Here is a 24,917-nt window from a genome sequence, read left to right on the forward strand (position 1 = left end):
TATGTGGAATTATGAAAAAAGGCTTGAGTATCCTATAAATATTAAACAGACAAATCCGGCACTTGCGGCTATGATTATCAGTCAGTATGGTGGACCTGACGGCGAGCTTGGGGCTTCAATGCGTTATATTTCGCAACGTTACACCATGCCCGACCGTGCTGTGGCGGGACTTCTTACAGATATTGGAACAGAAGAATCTGCACACTTATGTTGCATATTATATTTTCAAATAAATTTTCAAATTATACTTATTCATGTCATTGAAGGAATTATCGTAATACTCTATTTTACTTATAAAACTTTTTAGAAAATGATTCATTTTAGCTGCATCTATATTCTGATTATCTATAAGTTTAATACAATCATTAAAATATAATTTTTTCTCTTTATATAATAAAAGCTCTTTTTGTCTTTCACGTTCATTTTCAACCATTTCTTCTGCTTTTTTTATCTGACTTTGCAACTCTTCATTCCTCAACTTGTATTCCTCTTTGGAATATATCCCATTTTCATATGCATCTTTCTGCCGTTCATCTTTTTTCTTCATTAAATGAATATTATTTAAAATACTATCTATAGCCACATCAATACAGTTCTCTTTTTGTCTACATACACTCATATCAATTTCAAATTCCGGCAATATGCACAATAACGAATCTTTTATTATTTCTGAAATTTTTGAATACTTAACTGATTTTGTATGACATACCGATTGCCTGCTGCAAAGAATGTATGTTGCATCTTTATTATTCTTATTTCTTTTATCAGTATACTTTTTCATAATCATTGCAGCACCACACCTGCCACAAACCATAATTCCAGCAAAAGGATTTTTTAATGTCACATCTTTTTTCTCTCTTGAAATACTTCCCCTTTTTTTCTGAGCCTCATAAAATATTTTTTCATCAATTATAGCCTCATGCTTACCATCTGCCATTATTATTTCATCATTATTATGATTAAATGGTCTTGTTTTCAATATTTTTTCATCTTTCCAGATTTTAACCGTTTTTCTTATATTCCACCTTATTTTCCCTATATATACTGGATTAGATAATATTGAATTTATTGAATACGGCGACCAGTTATCTGATTTTAATGGCTTTACACTGCCGCTATCGAGAATTTTTGCTATTTTGGCAAATCCATATCCTTTATTTACATACAAATCAAAAATCATTTTTACAACATCTGCTTCTTCTTGTTTTATTTCAAGCGTATGAAATTTATCTTTTCCACTTCCTGCAATTATTTTGTTATAACCAAACGGTCGTACTGACGCTATATAATTTCCCTGCTTTACTGATGCCATCCGGCCACGATTCATAATTCTTTTTGAATATTCAAGATAATCATTTCCTCTCATCAATTCCATTTCAAAAAAACGTCTGTCATATTCATCACATAAATTATATATTTTTGTTGGTGTTATAACAGCTGTATTAGTATATCTAAATGTGTTTATAACTCTCCCGCAATCAAGCAAATCACCTCTTGACAATCTTTGCGGTTCTATAACAAGAACACCAGCATATATCTGTGACTCCAGCATATGAAGTACCTTTTTCATTACCGGTCTGTCATCAATAGTTTCACCCGAAACAACTTCACGGCATATGTGTTCTTCCGATATTTTTTTACCAAATTCTCTTACAGCATAATCCTGAAGCTGTAACTCATGTTTTGCAAGCACTTCACATACTTGTTGTGCAGAATCATCGGCACGCGATTTTCTAAGATACATAATTACATTTTTTTCATTTATTTCCATAATTTATTTTCCTAAATAACTTCTAAATCATTATATGTATTAAATTTACAAAAAAATATATTTTTTTAAATTTACCCCTTGACAATTTATAGAATTTTATGTAGAATAACACTTGCGTTCGGCATTGTAGATAAATGCTGGCATAGTTAAATAGTTTATGCGCGAGTGGCTCAGTGGTGGAGCACCTCCTTGCCAAGGAGGGGGTCGCGGGTTCGATCCCCGTCTCGCGCTCTTTTATTTAAGAAGTCGAATTTCGGCTTCTTTTTTTATATAATTACACAAAATCAGACTGCTTACATGAGACTTACCGATTCTATTAATCCGGTTAAGCAGTATATTTTTTAATATTTAACGGCAGCCGCCAGAATCCTGTATAAACATAAATTCTGGCGGCTGCCGCAATAATTTTTCAATATTATATTTATTTTACCAGCTCATTACTTCGTAACCGGTATCTGTGACAAGAACCATAATTTCCCACTGTGCCGATGGTTCATCATCGTCTGTATATATTGTCCAGCCATTATCTTCATCAACATAAATGTCAGGCACACCCATATTTATCATAGGTTCAATTGTGAATACCATTCCAGGTGCCATAACCATTCCTGTTCCTTTTTTGATAACATAACTTACAAATGGTGTCTCATGGAATTCAAGTCCAATTCCGTGTCCACCGACATCTCTTACTACAGAATAGCCATTTGCCCTTGCGTGATCATTAATTGCCTGTGCAACATCTCCAAGGTGTCCCCATGGTTTAACTTGTTTAAGTCCAAGTTCAACACACTCCTTTGCTACATCAACGAGCTTTTTGTTTTCAGGAGAAACATTTCCTATACAATACATTCTTGATGAATCAGAAAAATACCCATCAAGAATTGTTGAACAGTCAACATTTATAATATCGCCATCAACTAACTTTATATTACTTGATGGAATACCATGGCATACTTCATTATTAATTGACGTACACACGCTCTTTGGAAATCCCTCATAATTAAGCGGTGCTGGAATTCCTCCCATTGCCGTTGTCTTTTCATATACCATCTGGTCAATTTCTTCTGTTGTCATCCCGGCTTTAATATGTTCACCTACATAATCAAGAACCGCTATGTTGATTTTGGCACTTTCACGCATTTTTTCAAGCTGATATTCATTTTTAATGATGCTTCTAGGTGGAACTTTGTGGAATTTTTTCCTGAATGTCTCTATTTTTCTGTCGAAGTCAGCATGACACTCTCCATAATTTTTTCCACTTCCACACCAGCAAGGCTCATCTCTTCTTAACTTTTTCATTATAATCCTCATTTCCCGAAATTTTTTCCATTCAACATTCAATATACGTATATGATTATCATACAATTCTGCTATTGCTGCAATGCTTCCATAATTGCCGGAAGCATCTGTTTCTTACGTGATACAACACCATCAAGATAAACTGAATCGTCGGTTGTACCAACATTAAATGCCTGTGATATTGTTGCCGAGGCATTTTTGCCACTGCACAAAACTTCAGAACCGCCGTCTAATACATTAGTAATCATAAAAAATACCATATCCATTCCGTTATCGCCGGTAACCGTACTGATATAATCTTTCATTTTCACTTTTATATTCTGAACTTCTTCCTGTTCCATACAGTTGACCTGTCCAACGCCTATCACAACATCGCCTACAGAAAACTTCTTGAAATCTCTGTTAAACAGATCTTTGGGTGTCCGGCTTTCGATATTGCTTCCGGCCTTAAACATTGCCCTGCCATACTCTTCTATGTCAATACTGGCAAGCTTGGCAAGCTTTTTGCATGCTTCAATATCATCTGCAGTACATGTTGGAGATTTCAAAATTAATGTATCTGATATTATTGCCGAACATAAAAGTGCCGCAACATCTTTTTCCGGTACAAGATTATGTTCACAATACATCTTATATATTATAGTCGCAGTGCAGCCCAATGGCTGGTTTCTGAAAAATACAGGAAACATTGTCTGTATTGAACCAATACGGTGATGATCAATTATTTCCATAATATCAGCCGTATCCACACCATCAACAGCCTGGCTTCTCTCATTATGGTCAACCAGAATAAGCTTCTTTTTTCCATGTTTTAAAAGATTTCTTCTCGAAATCATGCCGATATATTTACCATTTTCATCTGTTATCGGGAAATCACGGAAACGCTTTTTTGCCATTACATCCTGAATATCCTCTATGAAATCTGTATTCTTAAATGTGATAAGGCCTTCCGAATGCATCATATAGTAACTTATGGGGATGCTCTGGTTTATAAGTCTGGCAACCGTATACGTATCGTAGTCAGTAACAATAATAGCACAATTTTTTTCTTGTGCAACCTTTATAATTGTCTTTGAAACTGCTGCACCCTCACATATAACAATGCATCTTGCGTCCATTTCTATAGCACATAACTGGGCTTCATACCTGTTTCCAAGTATAACTATATCTCCCTTATTGATAAATTGTTCCATTAAGTCAGGGTTTGCTGCAGCTATTACAACTTTACCGCTGTCTACTATCTGTGTTGTATCGCCTGTAACAACCTTTGCTTTCAACGTATCTACAATATTTTCAAATCGTGTCTTTGCAACTGACAATATGTTACTGTCATAAACCTCAAAATATGAACGTGATATATCTCCTATTGTAACAAGTCCCTTCAAAATTCCATCACTTGCAATAGGAAGCGTTACAACATTGTTCTTTTTCATTATTTCCCAGGCCTGTTTTATTGAAATATTTTCATCAACACCATCAACAAAATGTATATCAACATCTTTAACCTGTGGCCGTACATCACGCATATATTCCGGCGGCTTTATTCCCAGATTTTTAAACACAAACTGTGTCTCTTCATTAAGATGCCCTGCTCTTTTCGGAATATAACGTTCTCCTGTTATAATAATTTTAAACCTGGCATAGCATACGGCTGAACACACCGAATCTGTATCAGGATTTCTATGCCCTATTACATATATAGGAGTTTTCATATTTTCCTCCATTCCACAGATAATTACTATAATCTGCTAATATTTTTAATATTTCAAAAAGACTGCCATATACGATATTGCAAATAAATACCACATATAACAGTCTTTTATATTAGTTACGGAATACAACAATCTCAGTTGATTCTGTCTCACCAAGCTGTCTTAACTTTGCCTGCATGTTCTTTATCTTCTTCTGATATACATAGAATGCATCATGTGCCTTATTGAAGTATTCCATAGCAAGTTCTACATTGCCATCTTCTTTTGCCTGCCATGACTGTGTAGCATACTTGTGAATATCATTATGTGAAGCTTTTAATTCTGCAAATTCAGTACATCCTGTAATAGCCGGGTCTGTCTGTGCTGCAAGCCACTTACCAAGCTTACATGTCTCATTATTATTAAGCTGTGTAATCTTTAAATGTTCAAAATCAACAACATTGTTATATACACGCCACATAAGAATAAAGTGGTCTATCTCAAATATTCTGAGCCAGTCCTGAGTTGTAACCTCAGCAAAGCCTCGAACCATATCACTTCTTGTCGTATCAATATAACGTCCAATCTTGTATACATGTGTACCCTGTTCTTTACAATCCTTAGACAGTTCTTCGTAACTGTCAGATATGTTAGATACCTGTTTTGCAAAATCCGATGTGAATTCTGACTGTTTATCAATATCAGAAAATACTTCATCAATCTTATCTTTTATCTCTGTCATCTGTGATGCCATCTTTTCAATATCTACAAGTGAATCTTCAACTTTTTTATTACCTTCTTCAAGTTTTGAAGTTGTCTCATTCATTGATTCAGCGAGAACTCCGATATCATTTTTTAATTCATTAACATATCTTACGATATCTTCTGCTGACTCTGATGTATTACTTGAAAGTTGTCTTACCTGGTCTGCAACAACCGCAAATCCTTTTCCTGCTTCACCTGCTCTTGCCGCCTCAATAGATGCATTAAGTGCTAAGAGATTACTCTGGCTGGCAACTTTTTTAACAATATCAACAATCTCACTGATTTTATCAATCTTATCCTGAAATTCCTGCACCTGTTCATTAATCCTGCTTATATTTTCTGATGACTGGTTTACAACCTTGATACTTTCGTTCATGTTGGCTGTACTGTTCTGTGCTACTGCAAGCATCTCATGTGTATTATCCTGAATACCGCCAACTGTCTTTGAAATATTATTAATTGATTCTTCAAGATTATGACTTGCTTCTTCCATCTCAGCTATTGAGTCCGTCTGTGACTGTACCTGATCAAGCGTATTCTTTACATACGAATTATCGCCAATTGATTCCATAGCCTCATTAAGACGCATAACAAAGTTGTTATTTGACTTCTTAAATGCATGAATCAGCTCATTAAGCTTCTCTCCATATGCCGGATTATCAAATGCCGTTACATCAATATCATCATATTCACCCTGTATGACTTTGTCCATCATCTGCATCATAACATCTATATCATGACTAACATTACTATTATTTTTATTTTTTCCAAACATAGCGATTACTCCTTCCGCTGTCTTTATTTAAGCACTTTCATGCTTAAATTTCGTACATAATATTTTTTAATATGATAACATAATTTTCAAAAAAAAGAAACAATTATTTTGATTTCACATATTATAATAAAAAAGTTTTATGGAGTTTCTATGAAGCATGCATTTAAGCGGCTTACCGCCCTTATTATGATTATGGTTTTTACATGTATATCACTTATAGGATGTACAAAACACACACAAAAAAATGATATCAGAAAAATCACCCTGAATGAAGTTGCACACTCTATTTTTTACGCACCTCAATATGTGGCAATCGAAAAAGGATATTTCAAGGACGAAGGCATTGATTTAACTCTTGTCACCGGCTTTGGTGCTGATAAAGTTATGACCGCACTCATAAGTGGAGATGCAGATATTGGTTTTATGGGTTCTGAAGCCTCTGTTTATATATATACCGGTGGTTCTTCAGATTATGCTGTCAATTTTGCACAGCTTACACAACGTGCCGGTAATTTTCTTGTCTCAAGAGATAATATAAGTAATTTTAAATGGAGTGATGTAAAAGGAAAAACTATCATCGGAGGAAGAGCCGGCGGCATGCCACAGATGCTTCTCGAATACATTTTAAAGAAAAATAATATTGATTGTAAAAAAGATGTTGAAATAGTGCAAAATATCGATTTTGGTTCAACTGCTGCAGCTTTTGCGTCTGGTCTTGGGGACTTTACTGTGGAATTTGAACCATCTGCAACAGCAATTGAGTCAGAAAATAAAGGATACATTGCTGCTTCGCTCGGCGTAGACAGCGGTTATGTTCCATATACAGCATATTGTGCCAAAAAAAGCTTTTTAAAGAATAATCCTGAAATAATACAGTCATTTACCAATGCAATCCAAAAGGGTCTTGAATTTGTAAACAGCCACAACAGCAGCGAAATCGCCGCCGTTATAGCTCCACAGTTCAAAGAAACTGACATCCAGACACTCACAAAAATAGTTGAACGTTATAAATCACAGGATACATGGAAAAATGATACTATTTTTGAAGAGTCATCATTTTCTCTGCTTACTGACATTTTAAAACAGGCCGGAGAACTTGACGAGAATGTCCCTTACAACAAACTGGTAACAACTGATTTTTCAAAGAAAGCGGTTAAATAACTTTCCTATAAGTTTACACATTCCATAAAACACAGGAATTGCACCTGCCATCCATATAAGTGTCATTACAAACAATGGCAATGGCATGCTGCTTATTGCAAATAATCCCGGGAATAACAGAATACCACCAACTATTCCAGCTCCCATCAACACGCAAACAACTGCCCTGAACAAATCAAACGGTCTGCATACGCGATACAATTCTGCCATTCCTACTGTGAGCAGGATAAAAGTAACTGATGTTGACAGCTGTTCATGCGGTATTCCACTGAAATTATTGTATACAGTAAATATCGCAACGAGAAGAAAATCCGTCAATGCTGCCGGAAGTGCCTTAATAGCAACATTCACAAGAAATCTTCCTTTTATCCGGCTCCTGTTTCTTTGCATTGCAAGTAAAAATCCCGGAGCACCGATTGTAAATGCCCCAAGCAGGGACAGCTGTGTAGGATACAATGGATACCTGTGTCCTACTATAAGTGTAAACAATGCTAAAAGCATTGAAAATATATTCTTTACAAGAAACAGCGAGGCTGTCCTTTGGATATTATTAACTACTCTTCTTCCTTCAAGAACAACTGATGGCATACATGAAAAATCTGAATTAACAAGCACTATCTGTGCCGCATTGCATGCCGCTTCACTTCCGGAACCAAAAGCTATGCTGCAATCGGCACTTTTGAGTGCAAGTACATCATTGACACCATCGCCGGTCATTGCGACCACATCGCCGTTATCTTTGAGAGCCTGTATTATTCTTCTCTTCTGTTCAGGCTGCACTCTGCCAAACACTGTATACTTTAGTGCCGCAGCTTCAAGTTCCTCATCTGTCTGAAGTGACGAGGCGTCTATAAATTTATCAGCATTAATAATTCCTGCATCGTGTGCAACACTTGATACTGTCACCGGATTATCTCCCGATATAACTTTTATCTCAACTTCCTGATCTGCAAAATACTTAAATGTTTCTTTTGCATCTTCTCTTATCGCATTGCCAATTGCAATAAGTGCGAGCGGTTTCGCAGGCGATGTAAGTTTCTTACCTTCCGGATTATAGTCTAAAATTCCAAACACCATAACTCTTAGACCTTTTCTTGCATATGACTCTATATGGCTTTCATATACAGAATACTCATTGAGAAGCAGTTTTTCCGGTGCACCAATTATATATGTATCTCCTGATGAAAACGTAGCACTGCTGTACTTTGTCTCAGATGAAAATGAACAGACACTCTCCGCCTGCCTCGTCTTTTCTGAATCAAAATATTGCTGCAACGTTTCCATTGTAATATTATCAGCATTGAGATTATTAACAAGATTGCCTATCATCTCATGAAGTGCCGGAAATTCACCCTGCTCATAGTATTCAAGCGGCTCAACCTGTGCAACTGACATCTTATTTTCTGTTATTGTTCCCGTCTTATCAACACACAGGATATTTACTCTTGCAAGTGTTTCCACACATGCCATTTCATGTACAAGAACATTCTTTTTTGCAAGTCTCATTACACTTACAACAAGTGCAATACTTGCAAGAAGATATAAGCCTTCAGGTATCATTCCTACAAGTGCAGCTATCATCGACACAACGCTCTGCTGTAACGTATTGCCTAGTGCAAAAAATGTTCTGCAAAACATCAATATGCCAATTGGAATAATAGCAATACCTATAACTTTCACAAGCTTGTCAAGAGAACGCATCATCTCCGTCTGCTGTTTTTTTCTCGATGCTTTCGCTTCCAGGGTTATCTTTGATGCATATGATGAAAGTCCTACATTCTCAAGAACAGCCAAACATTCTCCTGACACAACAAAACTTCCCGATAATAGCATATCTCCTTTTTTCTTTGTTATCTCATCAGATTCTCCTGTTACAAGTGATTCATTAACCCTGACAATCCCATCCACAACTACAGCATCTGCACAAATCTGGTTTCCTGATTTAAACCTGCACAAATCTCCTTTTACAAGCGTCTGCGAATCAACTTCTGACTCTTTTCCATCCCTTATAACTTTTGTTTTAGGTGCATTGAGAAGCGTAAGCCTGTCGAGCACACGTTTGGTTCTTAGTTCCTGTATTATACCGATAAGTGTATTTATCACTATAATTGGAAGAAAGGTCATATTAATATATGACCTTACCAGAATTAACAAACATGCAAATATTGCAAATATTAAGTTGAAATATGTAAATACATTACCGGCTACTATCTGGCACACACTTTTAGACTGGCTCTTAACTGTTTCATTAAAAAGTCCGTCTGCTGTTAATTTGTCAACCTGTTCCTGTGTAAGACCTTTGATAGTATCTGTATCTGACATATCTTTATTCCCCGTATTTTATCTGCTTTCCTGCTACAGACAATGTATAATACATTGACGCTGCAAATATAATAAGTTTTATTGCAAATGAAACTGCTATACTTACCATTGATGACGAATCATATAACTGGAATGATATAGCATTAACAAAATAAATGCCTGTTGATAATGCATACCAGTATTTTGGAAGGCTTCCGGTTATAACTCCATATGTTGCATTAGTAAGTGCAAAATGAATAAGCATATCCATGATACAGCCAAGACCCATGAGAAGCCATAACGCTATTGGTGCATTAAAAAGTGTTGATACCGATTCATATGTAGATGTTATATCACTGTTGGAAAGTCCCTGAAAAGCCTGCTCAAGACCTTCATTTCTGATTGCAATACACCATACATAATATGAAACCGCTGTGACACCATATAATATGCCATCACCAATTCCAAGCCCCATACCTGCCATATATACATCACCGCGTGTGTCATATCTTTGTGTTATCATATTGCCAAGCACAACTCTTGCTGCAAGAAATGCAACAGAAGCAACAACGCAATAGACAATTGTATACGCATGCTGATTATATGAAAATGCCATATCTACACTAGGTATAAGTGCAAATGCCGACATAATAAGATTCACACATACAAATACAAAAATCACATAACTTAAAAGTCCGAGAAAGAATGGAACGACTTTGCCTTCCCATCTTTTCTTAACTACAATAAACATTACAATGAAAAATGACAGCATGAGAATTCCTCCTGCCATAATCATCCCTTCTACACCAGACGGCAAAGTCTGTAATAAATCAATTCCTTCCATATATTCCTCCAACATATTGTTCTTTTTTTATTTTATCATATGACAACTTTATTTGCAAAGAAGCCTTTATTTATTTTATATAAAATTTATATAAAATAAAGCAGCTACATAATGCAGCTGCTTTTCACATAATCTTTATTGCAAACAATATATCTTTTCAAAAATTACCTATATATTTAAAAAGGCACACTGTAGAACATTGCGGATTATAATTTTGTTACATTAGTTGCCTGTGGACCCTTAGCTCCTTCTGTAACATCGAACTCAACCTGAGCACCTTCGTCTAATGACTTAAAGCCGTCCATGTTAAGACCTGAGTAATGTACGAATACATCATCACCATTCTCATCGCTGATGAATCCGTAACCCTTCTGATTGTTGAACCACTTAACTGTACCTTTCATTTCAAGTACCTCCAAAAAAAATGTGACGTTTTGCCTATAAGCAAATACCTCATTCCTATATTAGCATTACTTTTATGCACTGTCAACAACCATTTATATAGTTATTCAACATATAAAAATCATTTTTTTAATTTTCAAACGTCACACGGCTAAGTTCAATTTTATCCTTGCCACGCTGCACAACGGATACTTTATCACCTTTTTTGAGTTTTATACCTTTAGCAATAAGCATATTTCCATTAACAGCCACTGTTGTACATTCTTTATCATTGACAAATACTACGCTGAACGTATTGAAATTCTCTCCTTCTACACATATGTGATCGGAATATTCATATGCATCTGTTATTTTTATCTCATCAGTTCCCATCTTTAAATCCGTTGCCTGATATGGATTTTCTCCACCATATATATCATGGTCACCATATAGTATATCATACTCAAGAATTTTTAAATTTTTAAGATATTCTGTTGAATCTTTCTGTTTCTGATGATATTTATTAATATATCCTTCTGTAATGCCAAGCCTTCCAAATACATATGACGAAAGCTGATACGCTTCCATATTCTTATATTCTCTTTTCAGACCGATATTATCCCATATAACATATGGTGTCTGATATATATTACCATATGAAAGTGTCTCGTTTGTAAAATTAAATCCGGGAAGATGATCGCCATACATTACAAGAATTGTCTGCTCATCCCTTTCTGATAAATACTTTACGAGCTCACCGACAAACTTATCCATCTCATGTATCTGATTAATATAATATTCAAACGCAGTCTTATCTGCCCCATCAAAAAAGTTTTCAACTTTTATCTCAGGATTATAATTTTCCGGCATCTGCGACGGATAATCGCCATGTCCCTGAACTGATATTGTATATATATAATCGGAGCCTTCCGTTGAATCAAGAATTTTTGCAATTTCGCCGGTAAGTATGCTGTCTTTTGCCCAGCCTATCGGATTATATTCAATATCTGACATATATTCTATTGATGTAAATGTATCATATCCAAGATGTGAAAAAACCTTATTGCGGTTATAGAATGTTCCGTCATTATTATGAAGAGCATGTGTGCTATATCCAAGATTTTTCAGGTCATATGCCGCCGATTCACATATAGCCGACTGCAAAACTGTTTTGTAAGGATACTCACCAGGTCCGAAATCATCAAGATTTATTCCTGTCTGTACCTCAAATTCAGTATTTGCTGTCCCGGCACCAAAACATGGCACAGATATATAACCGGCTGAATATTCTGATGATAGTCTTTTCATATTAGGCAATACATCCTGTGAAAATTTTACTCCTTTAACTCTGTCCGGATTAAAAAATGACTCGAGCTGCAAAAATATAATATTGGGTGCTTCCTGTGAATTAACAACGCCATTGTCAGCCTGCTCATTTTCAATATTATTTTTTATATTGTTAATATATTCCTGTGAGTATTCTCCCGATTTGCTTATTCCACGCCCAACAACACTGCATGAAAAACAATATGCAAATCCGTAATGCCTGTATGCTATTCCAAGATTACCAAAATTGCGTCCAAGAACACCTGCCGGAATCAGTATAACTGTCAATGCTGTAACAACTGCACCGGCAATAACTGTTTTTACAGATGAAAATATTATTCTTCTCTTTAATGTCTGTGCAATTATTACTTTTGGTCCTTTAATCCATAAAAACACCAATCCCGCAATACCTGCAATTATTCCAATAACAATCAGTATAATCTGAAAAACATTAAGATATACAGGCAATACTTTAACCGCATCTTTTATCAGATATATGTCCATTGCTGTAAATGGAGTTTTTCTGGCAGACAAAACAACAAAATTGATAACCGCCAGTGTTATCCATATCGCTGATATCATTACATACACAAAAACCTTGCGTGTAGTAAAAAATCCTATACATAATGTAAGAAATATTATTGAAGTATTGTAAAGAAACACAACAGGATTGGCAAATAGCTCTGCCAATCCCCATAAATTTCTGTGATTCAGACATTCAATAATCATATTAATAATCAATGAAAGAATTATCATCTTTCCTACTTCGGTATGCAGACCGGCACAAGCCACGTTTCTGCACCAGAACAAAATCTTTTTCAATTTTATTTCTCCGCCTTTAATATGTCTATAATCTCACGTTCTTTATCTTTAAGTTTTGTTGAAGCTCCTCTTGAGCTTATTACACTGTAGCCATACTGCATCGCTTTATCATTATCGCCGCTCTTGTATGCAAGAACTGACATAAGATAACTAATAGTATTTTCATCCATTCCACATATCGGAGGATATTCTTTTTGCAATGCTTCCTCAAAACCTTTGTAAGCTTTTTCCCTATAATGCTCTTCTATTTTTTCTTCCGACATAGATCTGTAAAGCCATGAAAGCTTCAGGCATAAATATGCACATTCACTTAATTTTGCAGGCTTTTTTATAGCTGTAAGAAGTGCCATTTTGTATCTGACAACAGCTTCATCATATGAATATATTTCATCGTGTCCACCTGAAATCCCGGCATATTTACTGCCGATTTCTTCCATAAGCGTTTTACGCTGTGAATGTGTAATATTATTAAATTCTCTTGATACTGCAGAATATCCGCAATGAGGACACATGTAAACATCATATTTTATGGTGTCAACTCCCTCATATATCGGACGTAAATCCATTTCACTCCCCTTAAATCTTGCTTTTCCGGTCTTTACTATCTTTGTTGTAAATTCCTTCATGCATACAGGACATTCTATCTTTTTATCATAGACATACATACCCTCTTCTTTTTCAATTTCCTGTGTTAATTCACTCACTATGAGCCTCCATGCTTATTATTTTGGAAGTTTAAATGAACTCTTTAACGATACAATCCGGTTAAACACCGGCTTTCCAGCCTCACTGTCTTTAATATCAACACAAAAATAACCGTTTCTTACAAACTGGAATTTTTCTTCTTTTGCTGCATTCATAAGTTCAGGCTCAACATAACAGTTATCAATGACTGTAAGTGAATGTGGGTTTACATTTATTGAACCATCTTCTTCATTATACACGCCTTTTTCTTCATCCACGATATTTTCATATAGACGTACCTGAACCTGCTTGCCTTCAGATGCAGATACCCAATGAATTGTACCTTTTACTTTACGGCCCTCAAAATTACCGCCGCGTGTTTCCGGATCATAAGTACAATGAATCTCTGTAACTTCACCTGATTCATCAGTCTTATAGTCTGTACATGTAACAAAATAAGCATTCATAAGACGCACTTCATTACCAGGAAACATTCTGAAATATTTCTTTGGAGGATCGATCATAAAATCATCCCTCTCAATATAGAGTTCTTTTGTAAATGGAACTTTTCTTGTTCCAAGCTCCGGATTTTCCTGATTATTAGGAACTTCCATATATTCAACCTGTCCAACAGGATAGTTGTCAATAATAACTTTTACAGGATTGAGTACAGCCATCATTCTGCGTACTTTGAGTTTTAAGTCTTCTCTTATGCAATACTCAAGCATCGGATATTCAACAGAGCCCTGGCTCTTTGTAACACCAACAAGCTCAACAAATGTCTTAATCGATTCAGGTGTAAATCCTCTTCTTCTCAAAGCTGCAATTGATACAAGACGTGGGTCATCCCATCCGTCAACAATTCCATCTTCGACAAGTCTCTTAATATATCTCTTTCCTGTAACAACATTGTTAAGGTAAAGCTTTGCAAACTCAATCTGCTTAGGTGGATTCTCATATTCAAGTTCTCTTACAACCCAGTCATAAAGCGGTCTGTGGTCTTCAAACTCAAGCGTACATATTGAATGTGAAACACCTTCAATAGCATCTTCAATCGGATGTGCAAAATCGTACATAGGATAAATGCACCATTTATCACCTGTTCTATGATGTGAAATATGTGCAACTCTGTAAATAATAGGGTCTCTCATGTTGATATTGGCTGCTGCCATATCAATCTTTGCACGAAGCACTTTCTCTCCGTCTGCATACATTCCATTTTTCATATTTTCAAAAAGTTCAAGATTCTCTTCAACCGAACGGTTTCTGTAAGGACTTTCCTTGCCAGGTTCAGTAAGTGTTCCTCTGTACTCTCTTATCTGTTCAGGTGTAAGGTCACACACATATGCTTTCCCTTTGCGGATAAGCTTTACTGCAGCCTCATACATTCTATCAAAATAATCTGATGCAAATAAAACATCGCCATGCCACTTTGCACCGAGCCACTCTACATCACGCTTAATCGAATCTACAAATTCAACCTTTTCTTTTGTCGGATTTGTATCATCAAATCTTAAATTAAACTGTCCGCCATATTCCTGTGAAAGTCCATAATTTAAAAGTATTGACTTTGCATGACCTATATGAAGATATCCGTTAGGTTCAGGTGGAAATCTTGTAATAACCTTTTTGCAATGTCCCTCCGCAATATCTTTATCAATAATCTGCTCTATGAAATTTTTTGAAACAGCTTCATTTTCCATTTGATTTTTCCTCCTGCTATAAAGTTAGTTAAGTATAAAACAAATTTGTTTTTGTTGCAATGTATTAATAATTGCTGTCTTTGTTAATAAGATTATCATAAATGTCATCAACTGACTCTCTTATGCTTTTTCCATTAAGATTAAGTGTAATATCGGCATATTTACGATACAGATTTTTTCTATCTTCAAATATCTCGTCAATTGTTGTCTTTCCATTTGATACAACACCACGTTCTTTAAGGCTTCCTACTCGCTCTTCCAGCTCAATCTCGTCAACCTCAAGATATATAACAGTTCCGATATCTTTAAAATGCTCCATTGCCGTTTCTCCGTACACGGCACTTCCACCTGTTGCAATAACTGCATGTTCTGCATTTATTGTACAATTGACATCATTTTCTATTTTGATAAATCCATCGTCACCATATTTTTCAATAATTCTTTCAAGTGTTGTACCGTATTTTTCCTGAATTACAAGGTCAGAATCTATAAAACTGTATCCGAGCTTTTTTGCAAGAACTACACCAAGTGTGCTCTTTCCGCTGCCCGGCATTCCGATAAATATTATATTTTTCATTTTCTCTTCTCACAAAGTTCACGTAAATGTTTTAAGTCATCTATGCTGAAATTATATGCTGTATTACAGAAATGACACTTGACTTCTATAGGATTGCCTTCTTCTATCATCTGGTCAATCTCATCTTTGCCGACACTCATGATTGCCATTGCAACTCTCTCTTTTGAACAGTTGCAATAGAATTCTGTAGGCGTCTTATCCAGGATCTCAAGCCCCATATCCCCGAGAATATGCTCAAGGATTTCCTCCGGGGTCATTCCCTCTTCAAGAAGCTGTGTTACCGACTTTACTTCTTTTATACGTGCTTCAAGCTTTTCTATAGTCTCTTCCTTTGCATCCGGCATAAGCTGGATTATAAATCCACCCGCCTGTTCAACTGTATTGTCCTTATTCATGAGGACACCAAGACCTACTGATGAAGGCACCTGCTCGCTTGTTGCAAAATAATATGTCAGGTCGTCTGCAATCTCACTTGTAACAAGTATTGTATCTCCAACATAAGGCTCTCTTAATCCGATATCCTTTATAACACTTAACACGCCAAGTCCCAACGCACCCGCAATATCAAGTTTTCCGTCTTTTAACGGAAGCATTACCTGTGGATTGGCAACAAATCCCTTTACTCTTCCTTTTGAATCAGCAGTAACCGTCATCGCACCGATTGGACCATTACCTTTAATCTGTATTGTAACGACATCTGAGTCGTTTTTCATCATAGTTCCCATCATCGCACCGCCTGTGAGAAGTCTTCCAAGTGCAACAGTAGCAATCGGGCTCATCTCATGGTGCTGTCTTGCCGTCTCAACGACATTTCTGGTTGTTGCTGCAAACACCCGAATCTGTCCACCTGCTGCAATTCCTCTTACAATATAATCATTCATTCTTATTCCTCCGATTATACATCTTTATTTTCCATTTTAACGCTTAAATACAAAATATAATCTTTCGCTGTCATCTTTTGGTGCATCGTGTGAAAATGCATCATATGTGGCAGTGCATGTAAGTCCTGCCGCCTCTGCTGATGAAAGCACTTCTTCCATTGTAAAACCGTGCTGGCAGTGATTTTCTTCATATCTGTCAAAAGCTCCGTCTTCATTTAATACAAAAACTGCAAGATTGTATATATTATTACGCGTTTTTTCTTCGTAACAATTATCCCATATAAATGCTGAATCATCTCTATTCTGGGCATATGTATTATCACTTAATATATCTCTGAAAAAATGTATTGTCTTTAAATCAAATATAAAGACTCCGCCTTCTTCAAGTCCGTTATATACACATTCAAAAACACTTTTCAAATCATCGGCTGTTGTAATATAGTTCATTGAATCGCCGATGCTTACCATGGCATCAACTGTATAAGGAAGTGCAAAATCCCGCATGTCCTGATGTGTATATATTATCTCCTGATCATTGTCATATGTCTTTTCTGAGGCAATTGCCAGCATATCTTCTGACAAATCTATCCCGATACAGTCATATCCGTTACTGTCAAGTATTCTCGTAACTGTTCCTGTTCCACATCCAAGTTCTGCGATACACTGTCCTTTCTCTATACCATTTTCTTTTAAAAGTTCAATCAGATATTCACTCCACTCATCATATGGAATGTTATCCATATATTCATCATATACATAAGCAAATCCTGTATAAGCTTCCATAATTTTCTCCGTTCTTACTGACTCCCGCCACATTTTCATCTTATCTATATAATGTAACAATTTTTCTGAAAAAAAGCAATGTTTATTAAATTACCTTTTCCCTATTTCTTTAAATTTTAATTTATTATATAATAATTTTATATATAACTTTATTAACAGGGAACGTTCTATGAAACTAAAGAAACTAAAGTCAATTTTATTTAACCACCAGATTCAGGCTGCTGTATTCTTATTTTTATTTGTACTTATCACCATATCAGCCTGCATGCATATATCGCTTTTCAAAAGCTTCAAACCACAGTCATACAGTTCATCTGATAATATTGACGACTGTTATCTGTCCGGAGCCAGATATGTCAATGTTGACGCAGATACTTTATATTATACAGGATATGATTATATTGACCATGACCGTGTAAAAGGACATTACTATTACACTCTTGCTGATGACAGATGTACAATTTATCTTATTTCCACAAAATATTTTAATAAAGATAATGACATTCCTGTATCACTTGATGATGTCTCATTCAAAGCAGTTTTAAAGAAAAATGATACTTATCTTAAACCACTGCTCGAATATATGGCTATTGACTTAAACTGGAATTATTCAGGATTGTCATCACATACATCAGCGATAATGATAAGCCAGTATCATTACAGTCTTCCATTATATCTGTGCCTTCTTATAATTACATTTATTGGCATAATTTCATTAGTATTTTACATTGTTAAATATTTCAAAACACTTAAAAAGACGGTGAGGGAATAAATCCTGCACCGTCTTTTATCTCACTAAGACATTGTGGGTTATGCGTTCTTACCGCAGCAGTTCTTATATTTCTTGCCGCTTCCACATGGACATGGCTCATTTCTGCCAATCTTCTTTCCTTTGATAACTGTACCAGAGAGTTTCTGCTTCTTGTAAAGCTCTTTTCTCTTTGCTTCATCTAAAAGATTATCCCACTGTGGAAGTTCATATAACCAGTCAGCTTTTGCACCAACCATGTTGTAATAGAGTTTTTCCTTATCGTAATCAAGATTTACCTGTGTATCCTCTTCCATTGTCTCAATTGGATTAGGATTCTTTAAGCTGTCATTGATTCCGTCAAGAAATCCTGTCATAATTAAAACTTCAACATTAAATTTCTCTGCAAGTTCTTTAACTGTTCCTGATACAGGTTCGTCCGGTGTTGAAAGAATCTGCTCATAAATTCCTTTTTCAAGGTTAAAATAGTTACCCCAGAACTGTGTTGCCTGATTCTGGTTCATCTCTGTCTCGTATGCTAACTTTCTCCAAGTTTCAAGTAAAGCCATGTCTTTTGCTTCCTCTCGCTGTTTTTATTTAAAAATAACTGTTATAAATAGAACCATTCACATATGAATATGATGCTCCTGATGAATACAATCCTGTTCCTGACTGTTTAGCAACCTGTGCTGCCGCAGAGCCATAAATCATTGATGCACTCGCCTGAACGCTCTTTCCATATGAACCGGCTCCGGTAAATGCAGATTTAACTGCTGCCATTGATGAACCTTTAAATGTCTTCTCATCAATGCTCAACTTATTATCAGCACCAATCGAAATGCCCATTGAAGCAAGCACCGATTTATTAGCTTTAGTATAATTAACCATACTTGATGCTGTTCTTAAAACTGAGGAACTCTCAGAATTACCTGCACTGTCAACAAGAAGATTGTAATCTTTTACATATGATGAAACTGCCTTATAAATGGCATCTTTATCATATTCCTTTGTCTTGCTGCCATCCTCAGCTTTTATTTCCTTTTGTTTCCATAAATCGCTCTTATTTAATGTATCAATATCTTCGCTCACATTAGATGCATTATTACGTGTACTTACAGCATTGGTATCTGTTTTCTTAACATCAGTCTTTCCTGCTGTTATGCTTGAAACAGCATCTTTGTTGCCTGTTTTATTATAATAAGCATTAAGAAGCTTTTTATATGAGCCATTATGGATGCTTGATAATGTTGAATAATCAAGCCCGGAAAATATTGTGCTTCCATTACTTCTGTTTCCCAATGAAGAAAATAAAGTTGAAATAGAATTAGAAGTATACAAATTAAAACCTGACATATCAATTCCTCCTTGTCATAAACAAATACGGCGGCATTATCTGCCTCATGTCACGTTAATGCATATCCTAGTTATCCTGAAGTCTCTGAATCATCTCCCACATTGCCTCTGCAGAATTAAAATTCTCAGGAACAATGTCAACAGGTGTAATCTCAATATCAAATGTGTCATTAAGCTCACCAACGATTGATACGATATCAAAAGAATCGAGAATACCATCATCGATAAGTGTATCACATGTTTCAAAATCTACGTCTGCATTAACTTCTGTCAAAATGTCCATTAACTGATCCATTATAAAAATCCTGACCTTTCTTTCACTAAATTATATCGACCAAACAGGGTTTTATATTTACCCCTTTAGTATATCGAATTTAAAATATAACATCTTCCTGTGTTAGTCAAGCACATTTTTGAAAAATGAAAGTGAATTATATATTAATAATCTATTAAATAAGATCTTCTCTCGAATTAATCTTATCCGAAAATTTGAAATCACGGTATAAACTTGTTCCTTCTTTTTCGCTGTATGCTATAATCTTAGGCATTTTTCTGCTCAGGAACAGATAAATTCCCTCTGTAACAGAATATGCACCGATATTATAAAAAATAATCATATCGCCTGATTCCGGCTTTCCTATCGGAAGATTTTTTACAATTACATCAGCAACTGTACACAGTGAACCACATATTGTCCATTTTTCAGGTTCTGTGCCGTAATCTTTAGCACCATAGCCTGCCGCAGCTGTGCCGTCGGCTTTCACAAATGTATAAGCCGGAACTTTCATTGCCATTGTCTGTCCATAGTAATTAACGTGGTTAATTCCACCATCAATTATACAGTAGTTCTGGCCCTTGTTAGTCTTTGTATCAGCAACTGATGACACATATACTCCGCATGTTGCGGCAATATATCTACCCATCTCAAGTGTTATCTTGTATTTACTTTTAAGCGGTTTGAGATACTCGGCAAACTCTTTTAACATATCATACGAATTATTGAAAGCATCTTCGCCAAAATATGAAACAGGAAGTCCAGGTCCATATTCAAGTTCCCTTGCATTAAAACCATATTTTTCTTTTAACATATCACATATTCCGTCAAGCCATTCAAGTTCTTTTGTGATATGGTCAATTTTCTTTTTCTGCGTACCTGTATAACACTGGATTCCGTGTATATCAATATTAGGATAGTTTTCTCTGTGTGAGACGAGTCTTTCAACCTCAGCTTCGTCAAGTCCGAACTGGTTGCCGCTTGTAACTCTTAAAAGCACAGGTATTGTAATATTTCTTTTTGCCGCACATTCATTGAGAAGTTCAAACTGGCTTACTGACTCAACTGTATACATTCCTACACCGCCACAGTCGTCCATGACATGTTCTATATCATGCTTTTCCTTGTTGACACCGGAAAGAACTATGTCTGACATATTAATATTTTCACGCTCACATATTGAAAATTCGCCCGGCGAACACACCTCAAATTTCACATTAAGCTTTTTTGCCGCATCGAGTAGAAACGGATTAGCCTTCATGGCATAACATATTGTGACGCCATCTCCTACTATTCTCTTTATTGATGAAATTCTGTCTGCAAGCTCATCTTTATCAAATATATAAAGCGGTGTTGAATTTTCTTTTGCAAGCTGTGTTATTTTTTCTATACTAAGCATTTTCGCCTCCGATATAATTTTCAAGAAGAAGTTTTCTGTCAATCTTACCATTCTTTGTTATAGGCATTGATTCCACCTGGATAAATTCCTGTGGAATCATGAACTTTGGAAGTTTCTGCATAAGAACATGTGTAATAGTCTTTTTATCTGCAGCTCCCTCATAGAATCCAAGAATCTTATTTGCGTCCTGATGAAATATGCAGCATGCTCTTACGACATCATCCACTGCGTTGATTGCCATATCAATTTCACCAAGCTCTATTCTGTGTCCCATATGCTTAATCTGGAAATCTTTTCTTGATGAAAAGCACATAAGACCGTCATTGTTATAATATCCTAAGTCGCCCGTTCTATATATTATTTCATTATATTTGTTATTAAGAGGATTCTGAACAAATGCTGCATCTGTCTTTTCCGGATTGTTATAGTAACCCATTGTCACTGCTGTTCCTGAAACACAAATTTCACCTGTTGTACCCGGCTGTGATTCAGTGATAATATTATCGTCATCATCAAGCAGGAATACTCTCTCATTAGGAAATGCTTTACCCATAGGAAGTGTCTCGTCAAGTTCGTACTCCCTGTCAACTATATAATATGTGCAGTTACATGTGATTTCTGTAGGTCCGTATACATTAACAAACATCGCATCCGGATATGCTTTTCTCCAGAGATTAAGATGTTTTATCGGCATAACTTCACCTGAGAAAATTACTTTATTAATCTTTGACGGAACCTTGTACTCAAAGCCATTTAAAGTTGTAACTATACACAATGCCGAAACAGCCCATACAAGTGTTGTAACATTATTGTCATCAAGATAATCAAGAAGTTTTGTAGGAAATGAAAATAATTGTTTAGGTATAATCTGGATTGTTGCACCGCATTTTAATGTTGAATAAATATCTTTTACTGATACGTCAAAATCAAATGGTGCCTGATTGCCAATTATATCATTTTCACTGATGTTAAATGTATCTGTAAAGCAATCTATAAAGTCTATGACTGAACGGTGATTTACTATAACACCCTTAGGAACACCTGTTGAGCCTGATGTAAATATTGAATACAACGGGTCAATATCTAGAGCTTCACTTCTTATCTGTGCAAGTTTTTCGTTCTCTTCTTCTGTCACTTCATGTGTCATAAGCTCGTCAATATTAAGAACATGGCCATCAAAACCAAGCTTCGCCTGCTTCTTTGCTGATTTTTCATCAACGACCATAAGTTTTGCCTCAAGCGTCTCAAGAATCATATTGATTCTTTCTGCCGGCTGGCTTGGATCAAGGCAGACATAAAAACATCCTGCCATTACAGCTCCCATAAAAAGAGCAAGTGTATGACAGCTCTTGTCCATGTATACAGGAACTGCCTGTCTTCTTTCTGTGTAAGGAAGAAGCCCTGCCGCAATATTCCGTGCATTATTTACAAGTTCTGAATATGTCATGCTGCTTTTGTCATCAGCGACTGCCTTTTTATCAGGAAATCTTGCTGCTGAATTCTCGAGATATTCCAATACACTCTTTACCATTGTTTTTCTCCTATAATTATATTTAATATATAAAGTCTTTTATATTATTATTTTCTATGCTATTATTATATAAATTGATAATGATTAATTCATATCACGGAAAGGTTAATAAATATGAAAAAAATAAAACGAGGTGTTGCCCTTACCGCTGTTATTTTGTGGGGTGTCCTGATAATTGTCACACTTATAACTGCTTTTATCGACACGCAGACCGCAAGAACGCTTTTTAAAGGGCTTATATTTACAGATATCGTATTTCCCATTGTAATATATGCAATGATGCTTGTATACAAATATCTGTCAAAAAGATAATTCAAGACAGCGTTGACTTATTATCAACGCTGTCTTATTTTTATGACACCGGCCGTCGTCTGTCAATGCACAGTTTCCGACAGCTGACACCTGTCTTTTATCTTATCAGATTATTTAGAATAGCTGCTTTCTCTGTGAATAATCTCATGTCTTCCAGGACCATTTGAAACCATTGTAATTGGTGCTTCGATTTCCTCTTCAATTGCCTCGATATAGTTTCTGCATGCCTCTGGTAAATCTTCGTACTTTGTTATTCCACGAATATCACATTTCCAGCCCGGCATCACTTTCCATACCGGCTTTGCTTTCTCAAGCTGTGGTGTTGTAGGGAAATCTTTTGTAACTTTACCGTCAATTTCATATCCTACACACATTGGAATCTCATCAAGATATCCAAGTACATCTATTACTGTAAGAGCAACTTCTGTTGTACCCTGCATTCTTACACCGTAACGTGTTGCAACTGCATCAAACCATCCCATTCTTCTAGGACGACCTGTTGTAGCACCGAACTCGCCGCCGTCACCGCCGCGTCTTCTAAGTTCGTCTGCTTCGTCTCCAAATATTTCACTTACAAATGCACCAGCACCAACTGCTGATGAATATGCTTTAACTACTGTGACAACATCCTGAATTGATGCAGCCGGAACACCAGCTCCGATTGCACCATAAGGAGCAAGTGTTGAAGATGATGTAACCATTGGATAAATTCCGTGGTCAGGGTCTTTGAGTGAACCGAGCTGACCCTCAAGAAGAATCTTCTTTCCTTCTTTTAATGCTTTATTAAGATATGCAGATGTGTCTGTCACATATGGAGCTATCATTTCCTTGTACTCCATTAAAGTATTAAATATCTCATCCGGATTGAGAAGCGGCTTATGATATAAATGCTCAAGCATAACATTTTTGAGTGTGCATACGTTAGCTATTTTATCTTTAAGTTCATCCTCATTTCCAAATAATTCACATACCTGGAATCCGATTTTTGCATATTTATCTGAATAGAATGGTGCTATGCCTGACTTTGTTGAACCAAATGACTTTCCTGCAAGTCTTGCCTCCTCATATGTATCAAAATCAACATGATAAGGCATAAGAATCTGTGCCCTGTCTGATACAAGAATCTTAGGCATAGGTACATTTCTGTCTGTAAGGCTCTTTAATTCCTTGATAAGGTATGGAATATTAAGAGCAACGCCGTTGCCAATAATACTTGTTGTATGATTATAGAAAACGCCTGATGGCAGAAGATGAAGTGCGAATTTACCGTATTCATTGATAATGGTATGTCCTGCATTACTTCCTCCCTGAAATCTTACAATAATATCAGATTCCTCAGCAAGCATATCTGTAATCTTACCTTTACCTTCGTCACCCCAGTTAGCGCCAACGATAGCTTTTACCATATTTCCTCCATTCCGCTGACATTTATCTATATCAGCCTGCATATATATACTTAAATCCGGGTTTTACAACCACACTTTAGTATAATACCACATCTTTGGATTTGCAATCAATCATTATTATGTATATAAT

The 24,917-nt window shown here is 35.9% G+C and carries 22 protein-coding genes, 1 tRNA gene and 1 pseudogene; 5 read left to right on the top strand and 19 right to left on the bottom strand.

Going from position 1 to position 24,917, the window contains the following annotated elements; genetic code table 11:
- Nucleotide 1 precedes the first annotated feature (1 nt).
- Nucleotides 2-223, top strand: a pseudogene (locus H8S01_RS14390) (manganese catalase family protein); the annotation flags it as partial.
- On the opposite strand, the gene H8S01_RS00815 reads toward H8S01_RS14390, so the two are convergent.
- Nucleotides 218-1,771 (bottom strand): recombinase family protein, encoded by a 1,554-nt coding sequence (locus H8S01_RS00815; RefSeq protein WP_186835843.1) that lies wholly within the window; start codon nt 1,769-1,771, stop codon nt 218-220. The pseudogene H8S01_RS14390 and the gene H8S01_RS00815 sit on opposite strands and share 6 nt — an antisense overlap.
- Nucleotides 1,772-1,930: 159 nt before the next feature.
- Between H8S01_RS00815 and H8S01_RS00820 the strand changes: the two genes are divergently transcribed.
- Nucleotides 1,931-2,002 (top strand) — tRNA-Gly (locus H8S01_RS00820).
- Between the two features lie 195 nt (nt 2,003-2,197).
- Here H8S01_RS00820 and H8S01_RS00825 read toward each other — a convergent pair.
- The 3 genes from H8S01_RS00825 to H8S01_RS00835 all read right to left on the bottom strand — a co-directional run bounded on the left by H8S01_RS00825 (nt 2,198) and on the right by H8S01_RS00835 (nt 6,301).
- Nucleotides 2,198-3,070, bottom strand: a complete 873-nt coding sequence (locus H8S01_RS00825; RefSeq protein ID WP_021865895.1) for a methionyl aminopeptidase — start codon at nt 3,068-3,070, stop codon at nt 2,198-2,200.
- 71 nt (nt 3,071-3,141) lie between these two features.
- Nucleotides 3,142-4,794, bottom strand: coding sequence for a putative manganese-dependent inorganic diphosphatase (locus H8S01_RS00830; protein WP_186835844.1), 1,653 nt, complete (start codon nt 4,792-4,794; stop codon nt 3,142-3,144).
- Nucleotides 4,795-4,894: 100 nt separating this feature from the next.
- Nucleotides 4,895-6,301 (bottom strand): methyl-accepting chemotaxis protein, encoded by a 1,407-nt coding sequence (locus tag H8S01_RS00835; protein WP_186835845.1) that lies wholly within the window; start codon nt 6,299-6,301, stop codon nt 4,895-4,897.
- A gap of 150 nt (nt 6,302-6,451) precedes the next feature.
- On the opposite strand from H8S01_RS00835, the gene H8S01_RS00840 reads away from it, so the two are divergent.
- Complete coding sequence (locus H8S01_RS00840; protein ID WP_186835846.1) at nt 6,452-7,462, top strand: ABC transporter substrate-binding protein; 1,011 nt, start codon at nt 6,452-6,454, stop codon at nt 7,460-7,462.
- Here the strand turns inward: H8S01_RS00840 and H8S01_RS00845 are convergent.
- From H8S01_RS00845 to H8S01_RS00885, 9 genes are all read right to left on the bottom strand, one after another.
- On the bottom strand, nt 7,442-9,784 hold the full coding sequence (locus tag H8S01_RS00845; protein ID WP_186835847.1) for an HAD-IC family P-type ATPase: 2,343 nt from the start codon (nt 9,782-9,784) through the stop codon (nt 7,442-7,444). The genes H8S01_RS00840 and H8S01_RS00845 overlap by 21 nt on opposite strands.
- Before the next feature lie 4 nt (nt 9,785-9,788).
- On the bottom strand, nt 9,789-10,607 hold the full coding sequence (locus H8S01_RS00850) for a YhfC family intramembrane metalloprotease (RefSeq protein ID WP_186835848.1): 819 nt from the start codon (nt 10,605-10,607) through the stop codon (nt 9,789-9,791).
- 206 nt (nt 10,608-10,813) lie between these two features.
- Nucleotides 10,814-11,011, bottom strand: coding sequence for a cold shock domain-containing protein (locus H8S01_RS00855; protein ID WP_021865901.1), 198 nt, complete (start codon nt 11,009-11,011; stop codon nt 10,814-10,816).
- Nucleotides 11,012-11,138: 127 nt separating this feature from the next.
- Complete coding sequence (locus H8S01_RS00860; RefSeq protein WP_186835849.1) at nt 11,139-13,136, bottom strand: LTA synthase family protein; 1,998 nt, start codon at nt 13,134-13,136, stop codon at nt 11,139-11,141.
- A gap of 2 nt (nt 13,137-13,138) precedes the next feature.
- Nucleotides 13,139-13,840, bottom strand: coding sequence for a DUF2225 domain-containing protein (locus H8S01_RS00865; RefSeq protein ID WP_021865903.1), 702 nt, complete (start codon nt 13,838-13,840; stop codon nt 13,139-13,141).
- Nucleotides 13,841-13,858: 18 nt separating this feature from the next.
- The gene (locus H8S01_RS00870) at nt 13,859-15,523 is read right to left on the bottom strand and encodes a glutamine--tRNA ligase/YqeY domain fusion protein (RefSeq protein WP_186835850.1); all 1,665 of its coding nucleotides are present in this window, start codon (nt 15,521-15,523) and stop codon (nt 13,859-13,861) included.
- A 64-nt stretch (nt 15,524-15,587) separates the two neighbouring features.
- Entirely contained in the window at nt 15,588-16,100 is a 513-nt protein-coding gene (locus H8S01_RS00875; protein ID WP_186835851.1) for a shikimate kinase, read from the bottom strand.
- Nucleotides 16,097-16,981, bottom strand: coding sequence for an Hsp33 family molecular chaperone HslO (gene hslO / locus H8S01_RS00880; RefSeq protein ID WP_186835852.1), 885 nt, complete (start codon nt 16,979-16,981; stop codon nt 16,097-16,099). The genes H8S01_RS00875 and hslO overlap by 4 nt, the downstream gene beginning before the upstream one ends.
- A gap of 36 nt (nt 16,982-17,017) precedes the next feature.
- Nucleotides 17,018-17,764: a class I SAM-dependent DNA methyltransferase gene (locus H8S01_RS00885; RefSeq protein WP_021865907.1), complete on the bottom strand. Its 747-nt coding sequence runs from the start codon at nt 17,762-17,764 to the stop codon at nt 17,018-17,020.
- 169 nt (nt 17,765-17,933) lie between these two features.
- Here H8S01_RS00885 and H8S01_RS00890 point away from each other — a divergent pair, with 169 nt between their 5' ends.
- Complete coding sequence (locus H8S01_RS00890; RefSeq protein WP_186835853.1) at nt 17,934-18,536, top strand: hypothetical protein; 603 nt, start codon at nt 17,934-17,936, stop codon at nt 18,534-18,536.
- Nucleotides 18,537-18,574: 38 nt separating this feature from the next.
- Here H8S01_RS00890 and H8S01_RS00895 read toward each other — a convergent pair whose 3' ends face one another.
- The 5 genes from H8S01_RS00895 to H8S01_RS00915 form a co-directional block, all read right to left on the bottom strand.
- A complete protein-coding gene (locus H8S01_RS00895) occupies nt 18,575-19,081 on the bottom strand; it encodes an SEC-C metal-binding domain-containing protein (RefSeq protein WP_021865909.1) in 507 nt (168 codons plus the stop codon).
- Nucleotides 19,082-19,109: 28 nt separating this feature from the next.
- The gene (locus H8S01_RS00900) at nt 19,110-19,865 is read right to left on the bottom strand and encodes a hypothetical protein (RefSeq protein ID WP_021865910.1); all 756 of its coding nucleotides are present in this window, start codon (nt 19,863-19,865) and stop codon (nt 19,110-19,112) included.
- Between the two features lie 67 nt (nt 19,866-19,932).
- Nucleotides 19,933-20,160 carry a phosphopantetheine-binding protein gene (locus H8S01_RS00905; RefSeq protein ID WP_021865911.1) on the bottom strand — a complete coding sequence of 76 codons (228 nt, stop codon included), beginning with the start codon at nt 20,158-20,160 and terminating at the stop codon, nt 19,933-19,935.
- A 154-nt stretch (nt 20,161-20,314) separates the two neighbouring features.
- The gene (locus tag H8S01_RS00910) at nt 20,315-21,538 is read right to left on the bottom strand and encodes a diaminopimelate decarboxylase family protein (RefSeq protein ID WP_021865912.1); all 1,224 of its coding nucleotides are present in this window, start codon (nt 21,536-21,538) and stop codon (nt 20,315-20,317) included.
- On the bottom strand, nt 21,531-23,069 hold the full coding sequence (locus tag H8S01_RS00915) for an amino acid adenylation domain-containing protein (protein ID WP_186835854.1): 1,539 nt from the start codon (nt 23,067-23,069) through the stop codon (nt 21,531-21,533). The genes H8S01_RS00910 and H8S01_RS00915 overlap by 8 nt, the downstream gene beginning before the upstream one ends.
- 114 nt (nt 23,070-23,183) lie before the next feature.
- Here H8S01_RS00915 and H8S01_RS00920 point away from each other — a divergent pair, with 114 nt between their 5' ends.
- A complete protein-coding gene (locus tag H8S01_RS00920; RefSeq protein ID WP_021865914.1) occupies nt 23,184-23,381 on the top strand; it encodes a hypothetical protein in 198 nt (65 codons plus the stop codon).
- A 110-nt stretch (nt 23,382-23,491) separates the two neighbouring features.
- On the opposite strand, the gene H8S01_RS00925 is transcribed toward H8S01_RS00920, so the two are convergent.
- A complete protein-coding gene (locus tag H8S01_RS00925; protein ID WP_186835855.1) occupies nt 23,492-24,787 on the bottom strand; it encodes an adenylosuccinate synthase in 1,296 nt (431 codons plus the stop codon).
- Between the last annotated feature and the right edge of the window lie 130 nt (nt 24,788-24,917).

Source organism: Lachnospira hominis (ex Liu et al. 2021), assembly GCF_014287955.1.
GTDB classification, from domain to species: Bacteria; Bacillota; Clostridia; order Lachnospirales; family Lachnospiraceae; genus Lachnospira; species Lachnospira hominis.